Genomic DNA, 15,681 nt, shown 5'->3' with positions numbered 1-15,681 from the left:
AGCTTCATAATGGGCGCCAGTCAGCAAATAGTTTGATGGCAAGGTCAGCAAGGCTTCAATGAAAAATTCTTTTGGTTTCACGTGGTATCTGGCGGGGCTGAGCATGCTCGGTTACCTCGCAATGGACATGTATTTGCCGGCGTTCGGCGCCATGGGCGAGCAGTTGCACATTGGCGCTGGCGCGGTGGGCGCCAGCTTGAGTATTTTCCTCGCGGGCTTCGCGGTCGGGCAGTTGCTGTGGGGGCCATTGTCCGACCGCCTGGGGCGCAAGCCAATCCTGCTCGCCGGCCTTAGCCTGTTTGTACTGGGCTGCGCGGGCATGTTCTGGGTCGAGACCGCACCGCAACTGCTGGCGCTGCGCTTTATTCAGGCGATTGGCGTGTGTTCCGCCGCTGTGAGCTGGCAGGCCCTGGTGATCGATCGCTACCCGGCCGACAAGGCCCATCGTGTGTTCGCCAGCATCATGCCGCTGATGTCGTTGTCGCCGGCGCTCGCACCGCTGTTGGGCGCAATGGTGCTGAATCACTTCGGTTGGCAGGCGATTTTCGGCGTATTGCTGGGCGTCTCGGTGCTGTTGCTGCTGCCGACCGTATTTCTGCGCGGCGTGCCGAAACGTCCTACGGAGGAGCGCAAACCGGTACGTCTCGGTTATGGGCAACTGCTCACGTCCCGCGTGTTTACCGGCAACGTGATGATCTTCGCCGCCTGCTCGGCCAGTTTTTTCGCCTGGCTGACCGCGTCGCCGTTCATTCTCGGCGGCATGGGCTACAGCCCGAATGACATCGGCCTGAGCTACGTGCTGCCGACCCTGGCCTTTCTGATTGGTGGCTACAGTTGCCGCAGTGCCTTGCAGCACTTACCGGGCAAGACGCTGCTGCCGTGGTTGCTGCTGGCGTACTGCATCAGCATGGTGGCGTTGTACCTGGTCGCCACCTTGACCGTGCCGACGCTCACCACCTTATTGATTCCGTTCTGCCTGATGGCGCTGTGCAACGGTGCCAGTTACCCCATCGTGGTGGCGAATGCGCTGATGCCCTTTTCGGAAAACTCCGGCAAGGCGGCGGCCCTGCAAAACACCCTGCAACTGGGCTTGTGCTTTCTCAGCAGCCTGCTGGTGTCGTCGATGCTCGACCAGCCCCTGCTGATTACCGTGATCGTGATGCTGGCGACTGCGCCGTTGGCCGTATTGGGCTACTGGCTGGCGCGGCCAAAAGCCGACGCTTCAGCGCTGGCACCGGAGCTGAAATGACAATGCGGTCAACACGGTGGGAGCTGGCTTGCCTGCGCCCACCGTTTGATTGGGTTTCTCCGGTTAGAAGGTGATTTCCATGTTCACCGTCGGCGTCGATGTGCGGCTCCCCCGGCCGCCGTCTACGCCGAACTTGTTATGCCAGTACTCGTAGCCCACCCCAAGGTACAGGTTCGGCTTGACGCTTTTGCCCGGTCGCACTGCCACCATCAGCGCAGTGCGCATCAGGGCTTCGGGCTCGCTGTCGCGGCCGTGGTAGTCCTCGCCTTTTTCCCCGACATAATTGATAAAGCCCTGGAATTTCGCCGCGTGGTTGGCGATCTCGAACGGGCGCATCCACGTCAGGTTGAGCAGGTAGGTATCGTCGAACGTGTGGTTCGACTCCTGCGCGCCAGGGATGCCGGTGTGGTTCCTTTCCTTGTAGTACATCAGGCTCAGGTCCAGCACGCCGACCGTGTTGAACTTCAAGGTCGGGCCGATCACCAGTGCGCGTTTTTTCGCTGAGGCGAAGTTGTTGTTGCGGTTGGCATCGAAACCCAGGGTCAGTGCGTAATCCTTGATCAGCCCGCTGCCCAGCGGCACGTCGAACACCCGCGATGCATACACCTGGTGGCGATACACCGCGTACACCTCGCTCCCGCCATGATCGGTGCCCTTGCGCGGGTCGCGGCTGTCGGACAGGAACACATCGAGGTTGAGGAAATTGCTGCCGTACCGGTAGCCGCTGGCGTGGGTGAAGCTGTAGATGCGCTTGCTGAATTCGTCGGGGTTGTTCGGATTAGTGAACTGCTGGCCGTAGCGAAATCCTACGCTGTTGTTCATCCATTCCACTGCGACGGCCTCCCCACCGCCGAGGAGGGTGAGTGCAACGGTCGCTCCCTGTAATGCCTTTTTCATTGTTCTGGGTCCTTTGGCGTTCTGGCTCATCACGGCCGGATTGTTTTTGTAACGCCGATGGAGGGTATCTTGTTCGATTGATTGTATACAACTCTATGGACATCCAGTCCAAACATTGCATACAGTGGCCGCACAACAAAAACAGAGAACCCCTCACCATGACTATCCCGAAGGCGTCACCGCAGCGGCCAGAAGATGAGAATCTCGGCGTCGCCGCCAACATGGCTTACGGCCTGCAACATGTGCTCACCATGTACGGCGGCATCGTCGCGGTACCGTTGATCGTCGGCCAGGCGGCCGGTTTGTCGCCGGCGGATATCGGCCTGTTGATCGCCGCGTCGTTGTTTGCCGGCGGCCTGGCCACGCTGCTGCAGACCCTGGGCCTGCCGTTTTTTGGTTGTCAGTTGCCGCTGGTGCAGGGTGTCTCGTTTGCGGGCGTGGCAACCATGGTGGCGATTGTCGGCAGTGATGGCGCGGGCGGCGTGCCGGCGATTCTCGGGGCGGTGATGGCCGCGTCGTTTATCGGGCTATTGATCACTCCGGTGTTTTCGCGGATCACCAAGTTTTTCCCGCCGCTGGTGACCGGGATTGTGATCACCACCATCGGCTTGACCTTGATGCCGGTTGCGGCGCGCTGGGCCATGGGCGGCAACAGCCGCGCGGCCGATTTTGGCAGCATGTCCAACATCGGCCTGGCGGCGTTGACGCTGGTGCTGGTATTGCTGCTGAGCAAGATCGGCAGTGCGACCATTTCGCGCTTGTCGATCCTGCTGGCGATGGTGATCGGCACCGTGATTGCGGTGTTCCTCGGCATGGCCGACTTCTCCGGCGTCACACAGGGGCCGATGTTCGGTTTCCCCACACCGTTCCATTTCGGCATGCCGACCTTCCATGTGGCGGCGATCATTTCCATGTGCATCGTGGTCATGGTGACACTGGTCGAGACCTCGGCGGATATCCTGGCCGTGGGTGAAATCATCGACACCAAGGTCGACTCCAAACGCTTGGGTAACGGCCTGCGCGCCGACATGCTGTCGAGCATGTTTGCGCCGATCTTCGGTTCATTCACCCAAAGCGCCTTCGCCCAGAATGTCGGCCTGGTGGCGGTTACCGGCGTGAAGAGCCGCTTCGTGGTGGCCACGGGCGGGCTGTTCCTGGTGATCCTCGGCTTGTTGCCCTTCATGGGGCGCGTCATCGCGGCGGTGCCCACCTCGGTGCTGGGCGGCGCCGGGATCGTGCTGTTCGGCACTGTGGCAGCCAGTGGCATCCGCACCTTGTCGAAGGTGGATTACCGCAACAACATGAACCTGATCATCGTCGCTACCTCCATCGGGTTTGGCATGATCCCGATTGCTGCACCGAGCTTCTACGATCACTTCCCGTCCTGGTTCGCGACCATCTTCCACTCGGGGATCAGCTCGTCGGCGATCATGGCGATCCTGCTGAACCTGGCGTTCAACCATTTCACCGCCGGCAATTCGGACCAGCAATCGGTGTTTGTCGCGGGGACCGAGCGCAGCCTGTGCTTCCGTGATGTGTCGGAACTGCGTGATGGGGATTATTTCAAAGGCGGCAAGTTGTTTGACGCCGAGGGACGCGAGATTCCGCTGGTGGCGGATGCGCCCAGGAAAACATCCAAGCCTGAGACCTCGCAGGCCTGAAGCCGAAAGGGGGGGGGCTTAATGTGGGAGCTGGCAAGCCAGCTCCCACATTGACTCAGCCAGCCTTGAGTTCCTTGTAATGCGCTGAGCACACCTCATCCAGAAACTTCACCACCGTCCCCATGCACGCCTGGCGTTCTTCCACGTGGGGCATGTGGCTGGAGTCTTCAAACAGTGCCCAGCGCACATCCGCGATTTCATCCAGGAACGGCTTGACCACCAGCGGCGTGGCTTCGTCGTGGCGGCCGGAGATCACGAGGGTCGGCACATTGATCGCCGACAGTCGGCCAATGGATGTCCAGTCTTTCAAGCTGCCGATCACGTGGAATTCGGTCGGGCCGCTCATGGCGTGGTACACCGTCGGGTCCGCATCGACCTGGGCGAAGGTGCGTGCCACCTCTTCCGGCCACGGGATGACCCGGCACACGTGATGGTCATAGAACACCCGCGACGCGGCGAGGTATTCCGGGTCTTGATAGGTGCCGGCGGCTTCATGTTTGAGCAGGGTTTCATGCACGCCTTCCGGTAGCAATTGGCGCAGGCGGTTGGCTTCGCTGACCCAGGTGCGCATGCACGTCGGCGAGTTGGCAGGGATGAAGGCGCGCAGGCCCTTGGGTTGCAGGATCGCGTGTTCACTGCCGAGCATGCCGCCCCAGGACTGGCCGAGGATCGCGTAGTTATCGCTGATCTGCAGGTGGTCCAGCAGGTTGTTGAGCTCTTCGAGGAACAGGCCGACGGTCCAGAACGACGCGTCTTTGTCGGGCAGATGGGTGGAGCGGCCGTTGCCCAACTGGTCGTAGTGGATCACGGCGTGGCCGCTGGCCGCGACGTCCTTGAACGCGTCGACATAATCATGGGTGCATCCGGGGCCGCCGTGGATAACCACCAGGGGGGTGCGGCCGCTGGAGAGGTCACCGGTGACGCGGTACCAGGTTTGGTAGGCGCCAAACGCCGCATACCCTTCGCGGATTTTTTCGATGAATTCCATTTCGTACCCTGCTCTGAAAAAAAAGGACCAGGGACACGATAATGCGTGAGGGACATTTAAGTAACTAGCAAAACAGCTAGGTTTTGCCGGGTGGTCAATCGTCGAGCAAGCGGTAATGAGTGGCACGAACCACGGCCTGTACGCGGTTCTTGGCGCCCAACTTGTGCATCGCCGACGCCAGGTGCAGGGTGACCACGGCGAGTGAGCGGCTCAATTGCGTGGCGATTTCGGCGGCCGTCAGGCCGTCGGCGGCCCACTTGAGGCACTCGCGTTCGCGTTTAGTCAGGTGAATATGCGGGTAAGTGCGTAGCTCTTTGCTGAACAGCGGGTAGGCCGCCTCCTGCAAGGCGTGGGAAATCAGGCTGAAATCCGACAAGGTCTGCTGCGCATCCTGCAACACACTGCGGGCCTTGCCGGTACGCAAGCCGGTCAGCGAGGCGAAACCGCCGCGGGGCAGGTGGATCGGAACGCTGACGCCGCAGGTCAGTTGCTGGTCGTGCAGGTAGGATGAAACCGGCGCATGGCAGGGGTCGATGATCTTTTGCAGGGGGGTATCGACCTTGACGTCGTAGGACCACACGAAGGGCGACACCGTACTCAGCGCCACGTGTTGCACCGGGTCGATCTGGTAGAACCCTTCTCTGCACCACAAGGTGTGCCAGTCGGACGGGGTGTTGCGCAGTTCCAGCACCGAAGGCGTGATCAACGCACCATCCTGGTCGATCGGCACCGGGGTGTAGTCATACACCAGTGCATCGAAGCCCAACTGCTGGGCGAGGATAAAGGTGTTGTCCATCTGTTCATCCAGGCTCCTGCCCGGCATCAGACGGTGATTTAAGGCAGTCAGCTTGGCCAGCATCCGTTCTGCTCCCGAATTCATTTGAATCTCGACTTGCTGCAAGTAGAATGCCACGCCCCGGCGAAGGACTGCCAGGCCAAACCTATAAGAAATGCTAGGTTATGGACGCGCGGCATCCTCGGTAGTGTTGGCCTGAGCAACGGCCGCTACCTGCCAGGCCGACACTACACAAGGAATGTATGCATGTGGCGTGAAATTGCCCCCGACCAGCAGTACAACGTGCAAGTCGACGGCCATAACCTCGTGGTCTACAGCTTCGGCGAAGGCGATGAGGTGCTGCTGTGCCTCAACGGCGGGCCGGGCCTGCCGTGCGACTACTTGCGCGACGCCCATGGCTGGCTCAAGGACCATAACCTGCGAGTGGTTGCATTCGACCAGCTTGGCACGGGCGCATCAGCCAGACCCACCGACGTTTCCCTGTGGGAAATCGGCCGTTATGTCGAAGAAGTCGAAACCGTCCGCCAAGCCCTGGGCCTGGGCCGCGTGCATCTGCTCGGGCATTCCTGGGGCGGCTGGCTCGGTATCGAATACGCCATCCATTACCCCGACGCACTGAAAAGCCTGATCCTCGAAAACACCGTCGGCGACATTCCCCACCTGTCCCAGGAGCTGGAACGCCTGCGCGGCGCCCTCGGCAGCGAAACCGTGGCGATGATGCAGCGCCACGAGGCCCTGGGCACCCTGGACCACCCGCAGTACCAGGCCGCGATTACCTTGCTCAACTACCGCCACGTGTGCCGCCTCGATGAGTGGCCCGAGCCGGTCAAGCGATCTCTGGGCGACTGGAACATGGGGCCCTACGAAACCATGCAGGGCCCCAACGAATTCCTCTACATCGGCAACCTCAAGGACTGGAACCGCATCCCCGAGATGGCCGAATTCAAGATGCCGATCCTGATCACCACCGGTCAGCACGACGAACTCACCCCGGCCTGTGCCCTGCGCATGAAGCTTGCCGCCCGGCACGCTGAATTGCATGTATTCCCCAACAGCAGCCATATGCCCTTTTATGAGGAACCCCAGGCGTACTTCCCGGTGCTGTTGGACTTTCTCGCTCGTCATCGAGGCTGACGGATGAACCTGGCGCGTTATCGCTTTGTGCTCTCCCGGCCGCTGCAATTGCTGCCGGTGCTGTTTGGCATCAGCCTGATCACCTTTGTGCTGGTGCGCTCGATTCCCGGCGACCCGGCGCGCGCCTTGCTGGGCTCGCGCAGCACGCCCGACGCCTTGCTGAAGATCCGCGCCCAGTACGGCCTCGACCAGCCGTTGTGGCTGCAATATTTCTACTTCCTCAAGAACCTGCTCAAGGGCGACCTCGGCCAATCGCTGCTGTACAAAGTCGACGCCCTCAAGCTGATCGTTACCCGCATCGAGCCCACGCTGGTATTGGTGCTGGGCAGCGTGGTGCTGGCGCTGCTGATCGCGGTGCCGTTGGCGACCTTGGCCGCACGCAATAAAGGCGGCTGGGCCGATAACCTGATCCGCGTATTCACCACGGTCGGCCTGGGCATGCCGGCGTTCTGGCTGGGCTTGATGCTGATCTTGTTGCTGAGTGTGCAATGGGGGTTGTTTCCGGTGTCTGGTTACGGTCGCACCTGGCTGGACAAGGCGCACCACATGGTTTTGCCGTGCCTGACGATTGCCCTGGCGTTGTCGGCCGTGCTGGTACGCAACCTGCGGGCGAGCATGTTGATGGAGTTGCAGGCTGACCATGTGACTGCCGCCCGCGCCCGTGGGCTGTCAGAAGCCGCGGTGTTCCGTCGCCACGTGCTGCCCAATTCCCTGGTGCCGGCGGTCAACCTGCTGGCGGTGAATATCGGCTGGCTGATCAGCGGCACGGTGGTGATCGAAAGCCTGTTCGCCATCCCCGGCATCGGCCAGTTGCTGGTGCGCGGCATTTTCACCCGCGACTACATGGTGGTGCAGGGCGTGGCCATGGTGCTGGCCTGCGCGACGGTGGTAGTCAACTTCATCGCCGACGTGGTGACGGTGGCCCTCGACCCACGGGTGAAGATGCAATGAGCAGCCGCCCATTAATTGCCCCGTGGCGCTTGCGCCTGCGTTTCGGTTTTCGCAATGGCCGGTTGACCGCCGCGTGGGGCCTGTTGATTTTGCTGGTGTGGTTGGTGCTTGCGCTGTGTGCACCCTGGATCGCACCCTATGACCCGATCGCGCAGAACACCGATTTCAGTTTGCTCGGCCCCAGCCTGGCACATCCGTTTGGTACGGATAACTATGGCCGGGATATCCTTTCGAGGGTGATCTGGGGCGCGCGCATTGACCTGCAGTTGGCAATCGTCGGCGTGATTTTTCCGTTCATGATCGGCACCTTCGTCGGCGCCGTCTCCGGCTATATCGGCGGGCGCTTCGACAGTTTCTGCATGCGTGTGATCGATGTGATCCTGGCGTTCCCGTTCCTGGTGCTGATGCTGGCGATCATGGCCATCCTCGGCCCAGGCCTTAAAAGCTTCTACATCGCCATGGCCCTGGTGGGCTGGGTGTCGTATGCGCGGCTGATCCGCTCGCAGATCCTGGTGCTCAAGGAAAGCGAGTTCGCCCTGGCCGCCAACAGCCTGGGCTTTGGCCATGGGCGCATTCTGTTCCGGCATCTGCTGCCCAACGCGATGTTCGGTTCGATTGTGTTTTCCATGTCTGACGCGGTGCTGGTCCTGCTCAATGGCGCCGCCGTCAGCTACCTGGGCCTGGGCGTGCAACCGCCGACTGCCGAATGGGGCACGATGGTGGCCGAGGGGCAGGCCTTTATCACCACGGCCTGGTGGATCTGCACTTTTCCGGGGTTGGCCATCGTGACCTTGGCCATGGGTTTCAGCCTGTTGGCTGATGGTGTGGCGCAAGTGTTGGGGGATCGCTCATGAGCCTGCTGCAAGTGCGCGACCTCAGCGTGATCGCCAACAACAGCGGGCGTGACGTGACCCTGGTGGACCGGGTGTCCTTCGATTTGGCCGAGGGTGAAATCCTTGGCCTGGTGGGCGAAAGCGGCTCGGGCAAGACCATGGCTTGTCGCGGCTTGATGCGCCTGCTGCCATCGCCCAGCCTGCGCGTGCAAGGTGGCACTGTGCGGCTGGCCGGCCAGGACCTGTTGTCACTGGATGACGCTGGCATGCGGGCCGTGCGTGGCGGCAAGCTGGGCATGATCTTCCAGAACCCCAGCAGCCACCTCGACCCGTTGATGCGTATCGGCGAGCAGATTGCCGAGGGCATTCGCCTGCATCAAGGCGCCTCAAAAAAAGACGCGCGCCTGCAGGCCATCGAGGTGCTGCGCCAGGTGGGAATCCCCGATCCCCAGGCGCGTGTCGACAATTACCCCCACGAGTTTTCCGGTGGCATGCGCCAGCGGGCGATGATCGCCGTAGCCCTGGGGTGCAACCCGAAGGTACTGATCGCCGACGAGCCGACCACCGCCCTGGATGTGACGGTGCAGGCGCAGATCCTGCGCTTGCTGCTGGACCTGCGTGATCAACGCGGCCTGTCGATCATCATGATTACCCACGACCTCGGCGTGGTCGCGCAAACCTGCGACGCCATCGCCGTGATGTACGCCGGGCGCCTGTGCGAGCACGGCAGCAAATACGACCTGCTGGCTCGGCCGCAGCACCCGTACACCGCCGGCTTGATCGACTGCCAGCCAGCCCACAGCAGCGGCCACGCCTTGCTGCGCACGATCCCTGGGCAGCCGCCGTTGCTGGACGCATTGCCCGCCGGGTGCCGGTTCAATCCGCGCTGCCCGCAGGCGGGGGCCTTGTGCACCGAGGTGCTGCCGCAAGGTTCGCGCGTCGCCTGTCATTACCCGTTGGGAGTGCAGCCATGAGCCTGTTGCAGATCAAAGACCTTGAGGTGAAGTTTGCCGCCTCCGGCACCGGCCTGTTCGGTTTGAACAAGCAGTGGGTGAGGGCGGTGAACGGTGTATCGCTGGAGCTGGCGGCAGGCCAGACCCTGGGGTTGGTCGGTGAGTCTGGCAGCGGCAAAAGCACCCTCGGCCGCGCCATCCTGCACCTCAACCCGATCAGCGCCGGGCAGGTGTTGTTCGATGGCATCGACATGGCCCACGGCAGCGCCATCGACATCGCTCGCCTGCGCCAGGAAACCGCGATGATCTTCCAGGACCCGTATGCGGCGCTGAACCCGCGCCACACCATCGGCGAAACCCTTGCCGAAGTGCTGCGTGTGCAGCGCAAGGTCGCGCCAGGGCAGATTCCAGCACGCGTGAATCAACTGCTCGAGCTGGTCGGCCTGCGCCCCGAACTGGCCAGCCGCAAACCCGGCTCCCTCAGCGGCGGGCAATGCCAGCGCGTCGGAATTGCCCGGGCGCTGGCGGTGGAGCCACGCCTGATCATCGCCGACGAATGCGTGGCGGCGCTGGATGTGTCGATCCAGGGGCAGATCATCAACCTGCTGCTGGCGCTGCAGCAGCGCATGAACCTGGCGATCCTGTTCATTGCCCATGACCTCGCCATTGTGCGTCGCCTGTGCGACCGCGTGGCGGTGATGTACCTGGGCAAGATCGTCGAGGAAGGTCCGGTGGAGGCGGTCTTTACGGCGCCACGCCATCCGTACACGGCGGCGCTGATCCAGGCGATTCCCGAGATTGACCCGCATCGGCCATTACCGACGCAGCCCTTGCCGGGTGAGCCACCCAGCCCGCTGAATTTGCCGACGGGCTGCGCCTTTCATCCGCGTTGCCGGCATGCCCGCTCCATGTGTTCCGTGGTGTTGCCGCCGACGCATTACCTGCACGAGCATCGGTACAGTTGCGTGCTTGAAGAACCTTTGCTTTAACCCTCTGCCATTCATTAACAAGGAGTTGTGATATGCAATCGCGCCACTTGAAGTTGCTCGCCGCCGCGACATTGACCGCCTGGTCGCTGACCGCTGGTTTCGCCCAGGCCGCCGGTGTCCTGACCATCGGCTGCCGTGAAGACAGCACCACGTTCGACCCGATCAAAAGCGCGCAAAACCGCGACACCTGGGTGTTCGCCAACGTCTACGACACCCTGGTGCGCGTCGACAACCTGGGCACCAAGATGGAACCGGGCCTGGCCGAAAGCTGGGACATCTCCAAGGACGGCCTGACCTACACCTTCAAACTGCGCGATGCGAAGTTCTCCGACGGTTCGGCGATCACTGCCGACGATGCGGCGTTCAGCCTGTTGCGCATCCGCGACAACAAGGCCTCGCTGTGGGCAGACCCCTTCAACCTGATCAACACGGCCAAGGCAGCGGACCCGAAAACCCTGGTGGTCACCCTGAAGACCCCGGCCGTGGCTTTCCTCTCGCAACTGGCGTCGCCGACGGTGTCGATCCTGTCGGAAAAAGCCATGACCAAGATGGGCGAAGACGCCTACTCGGAAAATCCGGTGACCTCCGGCGCGTTTACCGTGGACGAGTGGCGCAAGGGCGATCGGGTGATCCTCAAGAAAAACCCGAACTTCTGGCAGGCCAAGAACGTGAGCCTCGATGGCGTGGAGTGGGTCTCCGTCACCGACGACAACACGCGCATGCGCATGGTGCAGAACAACGAGCTGGACACGGCGATCTTCGTACCGTTCTCGCGGGTTGAAGAGCTGAAGAAAGACAAGAACGTGGTGATCCACGCCGACCCGTCCACCCGCGAAGACCACCTGCTGATCAACCACGACCACGGGCTGCTGGCCAAGCCGGAAGTGCGCCAGGCGCTGGACATGGCCATCGACAAGCAATCGCTGGTGAAGACCGCCACTTACGGTCAAGGCACTGTGGCCTATTCCTACATTCCAAAGGGCTCGCTGTACCACTACGCCAACAACCTGCAACGCCCGTATGACCCGACCGCCGCCAAGAAACTGCTGGAGCAGGCCGGTGCCAAGGACTTGAAGCTCAACTACGTGGTCAACGCCGGCAACGAAGCCGACGAGCAGATCGCGGTGATCATCAAGGACCAACTGGCCAAGGTCGGCGTGACCGCCAACCTGCAAAAGGTCGACCCGACCCAGAGCTGGCAGATGCTGGTGGACGGTGAGTACGATATTTCGGTGATGTACTGGACCAACGACATCCTCGACCCGGACCAGAAGACCACCTTCGTGCTGGGCCATGACACCAACCAGAACTACATGACCCGCTACAAGAACGACAAGGTCAAGGAATTGGTAGCCGCGGCACGAATCGAAGCAGACCCGGCCAAGCGTGAGCAGATGTACGTGGAACTGCAGAAACTGGCGAAACAGGATGTGAACTGGATCGACTTGTACTACAGCCCGTACATTAATATTTCACGCAAGAATGTGAGCAACTTCCTGCAAAACCCACTGGGGCGCTTCACCCTCGAGGAAGTGGTGAAAAACTAAACCCCAGGTACATCGAACATCAACTGTGGGAGCTGGCAAGCCAGCGCCCACAGTTGCGCTGCGGTGTTTCAGGTTTATTGCGCGTCAAATGCCTGCCCGTTGATCCCGGCACTGTCCGGCCCCATCAGGTACAGGTACACCGGCATGATCTCTTCCGGCGCAGGCCTTTCCATCGGGTTTTCCCCCGGATACGCCTGGGCGCGCATGCTGGTGCGCGTGCCGCCTGGATTGATGCTGTTGGACCGTACCGCCGCCACATCCTCGAGCTCGTCCGCCAGGGTTTGCATCAAGCCTTCAGTGGCAAACTTCGACACGCCATACGCTCCCCAATACGCCCGACCCTTGCGCCCGACACTGCTGGAGGTGAACACCACCGAGGCATCCTGGGACAGCTTGAGCAGCGGCAGCAGGGTGCTGGTCAGCATGAACATCGCGTTGACGTTCACGTGCATGACCCGCATGAAGTTCTCGCCGGACAACTGCTCGAGCGGTGTGCGTGGGCCGATGATCGACGCGTTGTGCAGCAGCCCGTCGAGGTGGCCGAATTCCTTTTCGATCATCGCAGCCAGCTCATCGTATTGATGGGGCAGGGCGGTCTCCAGGTTGAAAGGGATCACCACCGGTTGCGGTTGGCCCGCCGCTTCGATCTCGTCATACACCTGGGCCAGGTTGGCTTCGGTCTTGCCCAGCAACAATACTGTAGCGCCATGGGCGGCGTAGGTTTTTGCCGCCGCCGCGCCAATCCCGCGCCCGGCGCCGGTCACCAGGATGATTCGGCCTTTGAGCAGGTCTGGACGTGCGGAGTAATCAAACATAAATAGCCTCGACAAAATTCAAGGTTATACAGCTCTCAATGTGGAATCCAATTCCCACATTGACCTCAGTGTTTGCAGGGGCGGCAACCCATCAGCAACTGCACAGTGCGTTATCCAGCATCTTGCGCAATTCCAGCGGGTGATCCACCACCACATCGGCGCCCCAATGGCGCGGGTTGTCGTCCGGGTGGATATAGCCGTAGGTAACCGCTGCGGTGCGGGTGCCGGCGTCGCGGCCGGATTCGATATCGCGCAGGTCATCGCCCACGAACAGCACGCTGGCCGGGTCCAGGTCGAGCATCTTGCACGCCAGGATCATCGGCTCCGGGTCCGGCTTGCTGTTTTTCACGTGGTCGGGGCAGATCAGCAGCGCCGAGCGCTCGGCCAGGCCCAGTTGCTGCATGATCGGTTCGGCAAAGCGCAGTGGTTTGTTGGTGACCACGCCCCAGATCAGCTTGGCTTTCTCGATGTCTTCCAGCAGCTCGGCCATGCCGTCGAACAGCCGGCTGTGGACCGCGCAGCCCTTGAGGTAGCGCTCGAGGAATTCCTGGCGCAGTTCTTCAAAACCTGGGGATTCCGGGTCCATCGAGAAGGTCACGGCGACCATCGCCCGTGCGCCGCCGGAGATCTCATCGCGGATATGCTCAGGGTTGATCGGGGCCAGGCCGCGGTCGGCGCGCATCGCCTGGCAGATGGCGATAAAGTCCGGCGCGGTGTCCAGCAGGGTACCGTCCATATCGAAGAGAACCGCTCGCAACTTCACAGGCTCACTCCTCGCGCAGGGTTTGGATCATGTAGTTGACGTCAACATCGTTGGCCAGCTTGTAGTGCTTGGTCAGCGGGTTGTAGGTCAGGCCAATGATGTCCTTGACGGTCAGGCCGGCCTGGCGGCTCCAGGCGCCCAGTTCGGATGGGCGGATGAATTTCTTGAAGTCGTGGGTGCCGCGCGGCAGCAACTTCATGATGTATTCGGCGCCAATGATCGCGAACAGGTAGGCCTTGGGGTTGCGGTTAATGGTGGAGAAGAACACCTGGCCGCCCGGCTTGACCATGCGGAAGCAGGCACGGATGACCGAGGATGGGTCCGGCACGTGTTCGAGCATTTCCAGGCAGGTGACCACATCGAACTGCTCGGGCAGCTCTTCGGCCAGGGCTTCGGCGGTGATCTGGCGGTACTCCACGCTCACGCCGGATTCCAGCTGGTGCAACTGGGCCACGGCCAACGGCGCTTCGCCCATGTCGATGCCCATCACGGTCGAGCCGCGCTGGGCCATGGCTTCGCTGAGGATGCCGCCGCCGCAACCGACGTCCAGCACCTTCTTGCCGGCCAGGTTGACGCGCTCGTCAATCCAGTTGACCCGCAGCGGGTTGATGTCGTGCAGGGGCTTGAACTCGCTCTCGCGGTCCCACCAGCGGTGAGCCAGGGCTTCGAATTTGGCGATTTCGGCGTGGTCGACGTTGCTCATGGTGAATCCTCTAAATCTGATAAATCGGTTTGTCAGTCCTGAACGCCAGGGTTCAAGACCGGCGTTATTCGCTGTGCCCGCTGATCCGTTGACCCCAGGCAATGGCCGTCTCGGTCAACTGGTGTTCATCCATGCGGGTCAATTGCCGGTCGTCGAGCAGTTGCTTGCCGGCGACCCAAAGGTGTTTCACGCAATCGCGTCCGGTGGCATATATAAGTTGTGAGACCGGATCGTAGATCGGTTGTTGCGCCAGCCCCGACAGATCGAAGGCGACGATATCCGCCGCCTTGCCAACTTCCAGCGAGCCAATCTCGCTTTCCAGTCCCATGGCCCGCGCGCCGTTGAGCGTCGCCATGCGCAGCGCCCGATGGGCATCCAGCGCAGTGGCCGAGCCGGCGACAGCCTTGGCCAGCATCGCTGCGGTGCGGGTTTCGCCCAGCAGGTCGAGGTCATTGTTACTGGCGGCGCCATCGGTGCCGATGGCCACGTTAACGCCAGCCTGCCACAGACGCTCCACCGGGCAAAAGCCGCTGGCCAGTTTCAGGTTCGATTCCGGGCAATGGATGACGCTGGTGTTGCTTTCTACCAGCAAAGCCAGGTCGTCCTCGCTGATTTGGGTCATATGAACGGCCTGGAAGCGCGGCCCCAGCAGCCCGAGGCGACCCAGGCGCGCCAGTGGGCGCTCGCCGGTCTGCTCGACGGCTTGCTGCACCTCGAAGGCGGTTTCATGGACATGCATGTGGATCGCGGCGTCCAGCTCTTCGGCGATCACCCGGATTTTTTCCAGGTTGCCATCGCACACCGTGTAGGGCGCGTGGGGGCCGAAGGTGATCTTGATGCGCGGGTGGTGCTTGAGGTCGCCGAACAGTTCGATGCCCTGGCGCAGCGCCTCATCGGGCGTGCTGGCGCCGGGAATCGGGAAGTCGAGGATCGGGATGGCGATCTGCGCGCGCATGCCGCTGTTGTGCACGCAATCGCTGGCGACCTTGGGGAAGAAGTACATGTCGGAGAAACAGGTAATGCCGCCCTTGAGCTGTTCGGCGATGGCCAGGTCGGTGCCGTCGCGCACGAAGGCTTCATCGACCCATTTGGCCTCGGCGGGCCAGATGTGTTTTTCCAGCCAGGTCATCAGCGGCAGGTCGTCGGCCAAGCCACGAAACAGGCTCATCGCCGCGTGCCCGTGGGCGTTGATCAGGCCGGGGCTGAGCAGCATGCCCGGCAGCTCGCGCACGTCGGTGGCCGACAGCTTCAACGCCGCTGCCCGTGGCCCGATAAAGGCAATGCGCCCATCGCGAATGCCCAGGCCATGCTCCTTGAGCACCACGCCGGCGGGTTCGACAGGCACCAGCCAGGTTGGCAGCAGCAACAGGTCGAGCGGGGCGGCAGTGGAGGTCATCGCAGG

Annotated in this window: 15 protein-coding genes; 8 read left to right on the top strand and 7 right to left on the bottom strand. The window is 61.9% G+C overall.

Annotation, left to right across the window (positions count from 1 at the left end; genetic code table 11):
- The first annotated feature begins 58 nt into the window (after window positions 1-58).
- Window positions 59-1,249 (top strand): purine nucleoside transporter PunC, encoded by a 1,191-nt coding sequence (gene punC, locus CQ002_RS21150; RefSeq protein ID WP_034102610.1) that lies wholly within the window; start codon window positions 59-61, stop codon window positions 1,247-1,249.
- 63 nt (window positions 1,250-1,312) lie between these two features.
- Here the strand turns inward: punC and CQ002_RS21145 are convergent, their stop codons facing one another.
- Window positions 1,313-2,146 (bottom strand): nucleoside-binding protein, encoded by an 834-nt coding sequence (locus CQ002_RS21145; protein WP_105161839.1) that lies wholly within the window; start codon window positions 2,144-2,146, stop codon window positions 1,313-1,315.
- A 158-nt stretch (window positions 2,147-2,304) separates the two neighbouring features.
- Here CQ002_RS21145 and CQ002_RS21140 point away from each other — a divergent pair, with 158 nt between their 5' ends.
- On the top strand, window positions 2,305-3,807 hold the full coding sequence (locus CQ002_RS21140) for a nucleobase:cation symporter-2 family protein (RefSeq protein ID WP_034102715.1): 1,503 nt from the start codon (window positions 2,305-2,307) through the stop codon (window positions 3,805-3,807).
- Window positions 3,808-3,862: 55 nt separating this feature from the next.
- On the opposite strand, the gene CQ002_RS21135 is transcribed toward CQ002_RS21140, so the two are convergent.
- Complete coding sequence (locus CQ002_RS21135) at window positions 3,863-4,795, bottom strand: proline iminopeptidase-family hydrolase (protein ID WP_034102614.1); 933 nt, start codon at window positions 4,793-4,795, stop codon at window positions 3,863-3,865.
- Window positions 4,796-4,889: 94 nt separating this feature from the next.
- On the bottom strand, window positions 4,890-5,654 hold the full coding sequence (locus CQ002_RS21130; protein WP_034102616.1) for a LuxR family transcriptional regulator: 765 nt from the start codon (window positions 5,652-5,654) through the stop codon (window positions 4,890-4,892).
- 183 nt (window positions 5,655-5,837) lie between these two features.
- On the opposite strand from CQ002_RS21130, the gene CQ002_RS21125 reads away from it, so the two are divergent.
- Genes CQ002_RS21125 through CQ002_RS21100 form a run of 6 tightly spaced genes read left to right on the top strand, consistent with a single transcriptional unit; the run spans window position 5,838 to window position 11,998 of the window.
- On the top strand, window positions 5,838-6,725 hold the full coding sequence (locus CQ002_RS21125) for a proline iminopeptidase-family hydrolase (RefSeq protein ID WP_034102618.1): 888 nt from the start codon (window positions 5,838-5,840) through the stop codon (window positions 6,723-6,725).
- Between the two features lie 3 nt (window positions 6,726-6,728).
- Complete coding sequence (locus tag CQ002_RS21120; RefSeq protein ID WP_012722919.1) at window positions 6,729-7,676, top strand: ABC transporter permease; 948 nt, start codon at window positions 6,729-6,731, stop codon at window positions 7,674-7,676.
- The gene (locus tag CQ002_RS21115) at window positions 7,673-8,530 is read left to right on the top strand and encodes an ABC transporter permease (protein WP_105161840.1); all 858 of its coding nucleotides are present in this window, start codon (window positions 7,673-7,675) and stop codon (window positions 8,528-8,530) included. The genes CQ002_RS21120 and CQ002_RS21115 overlap by 4 nt, the downstream gene beginning before the upstream one ends.
- Complete coding sequence (locus tag CQ002_RS21110) at window positions 8,527-9,483, top strand: ABC transporter ATP-binding protein (protein WP_098466069.1); 957 nt, start codon at window positions 8,527-8,529, stop codon at window positions 9,481-9,483. Before CQ002_RS21115 ends, CQ002_RS21110 begins: the two co-directional genes overlap by 4 nt.
- A complete protein-coding gene (locus CQ002_RS21105; RefSeq protein WP_069022422.1) occupies window positions 9,480-10,451 on the top strand; it encodes an ABC transporter ATP-binding protein in 972 nt (323 codons plus the stop codon). Before CQ002_RS21110 ends, CQ002_RS21105 begins: the two co-directional genes overlap by 4 nt.
- Window positions 10,452-10,483: 32 nt before the next feature.
- A complete protein-coding gene (locus CQ002_RS21100) occupies window positions 10,484-11,998 on the top strand; it encodes an ABC transporter substrate-binding protein (protein WP_034102625.1) in 1,515 nt (504 codons plus the stop codon).
- A gap of 74 nt (window positions 11,999-12,072) precedes the next feature.
- Here the strand turns inward: CQ002_RS21100 and CQ002_RS21095 are convergent, their stop codons facing one another.
- The 4 genes from CQ002_RS21095 to CQ002_RS21080 all read right to left on the bottom strand — a co-directional run bounded on the left by CQ002_RS21095 (window position 12,073) and on the right by CQ002_RS21080 (window position 15,675).
- Window positions 12,073-12,813 (bottom strand): YciK family oxidoreductase, encoded by a 741-nt coding sequence (locus tag CQ002_RS21095; protein WP_034102626.1) that lies wholly within the window; start codon window positions 12,811-12,813, stop codon window positions 12,073-12,075.
- Between the two features lie 91 nt (window positions 12,814-12,904).
- Window positions 12,905-13,576, bottom strand: a complete 672-nt coding sequence (gene mupP / locus CQ002_RS21090) for an N-acetylmuramic acid 6-phosphate phosphatase MupP (RefSeq protein ID WP_105161841.1) — start codon at window positions 13,574-13,576, stop codon at window positions 12,905-12,907.
- A 4-nt stretch (window positions 13,577-13,580) separates the two neighbouring features.
- Entirely contained in the window at window positions 13,581-14,279 is a 699-nt protein-coding gene (gene ubiG / locus CQ002_RS21085; protein WP_105161842.1) for a bifunctional 2-polyprenyl-6-hydroxyphenol methylase/3-demethylubiquinol 3-O-methyltransferase UbiG, read from the bottom strand.
- Between the two features lie 64 nt (window positions 14,280-14,343).
- Window positions 14,344-15,675, bottom strand: coding sequence for a TRZ/ATZ family hydrolase (locus CQ002_RS21080; protein ID WP_069022426.1), 1,332 nt, complete (start codon window positions 15,673-15,675; stop codon window positions 14,344-14,346).
- Between the last annotated feature and the right edge of the window lie 6 nt (window positions 15,676-15,681).

The sequence above is a fragment of the Pseudomonas sp. MYb13 genome (assembly GCF_002980075.1).
Lineage (GTDB): Bacteria > Pseudomonadota > Gammaproteobacteria > Pseudomonadales > Pseudomonadaceae > Aquipseudomonas > Aquipseudomonas lurida.
The sequence above is the reverse complement of the archived record's forward strand: the minus strand, read 5'-3'. Positions and strand labels throughout refer to the sequence as shown.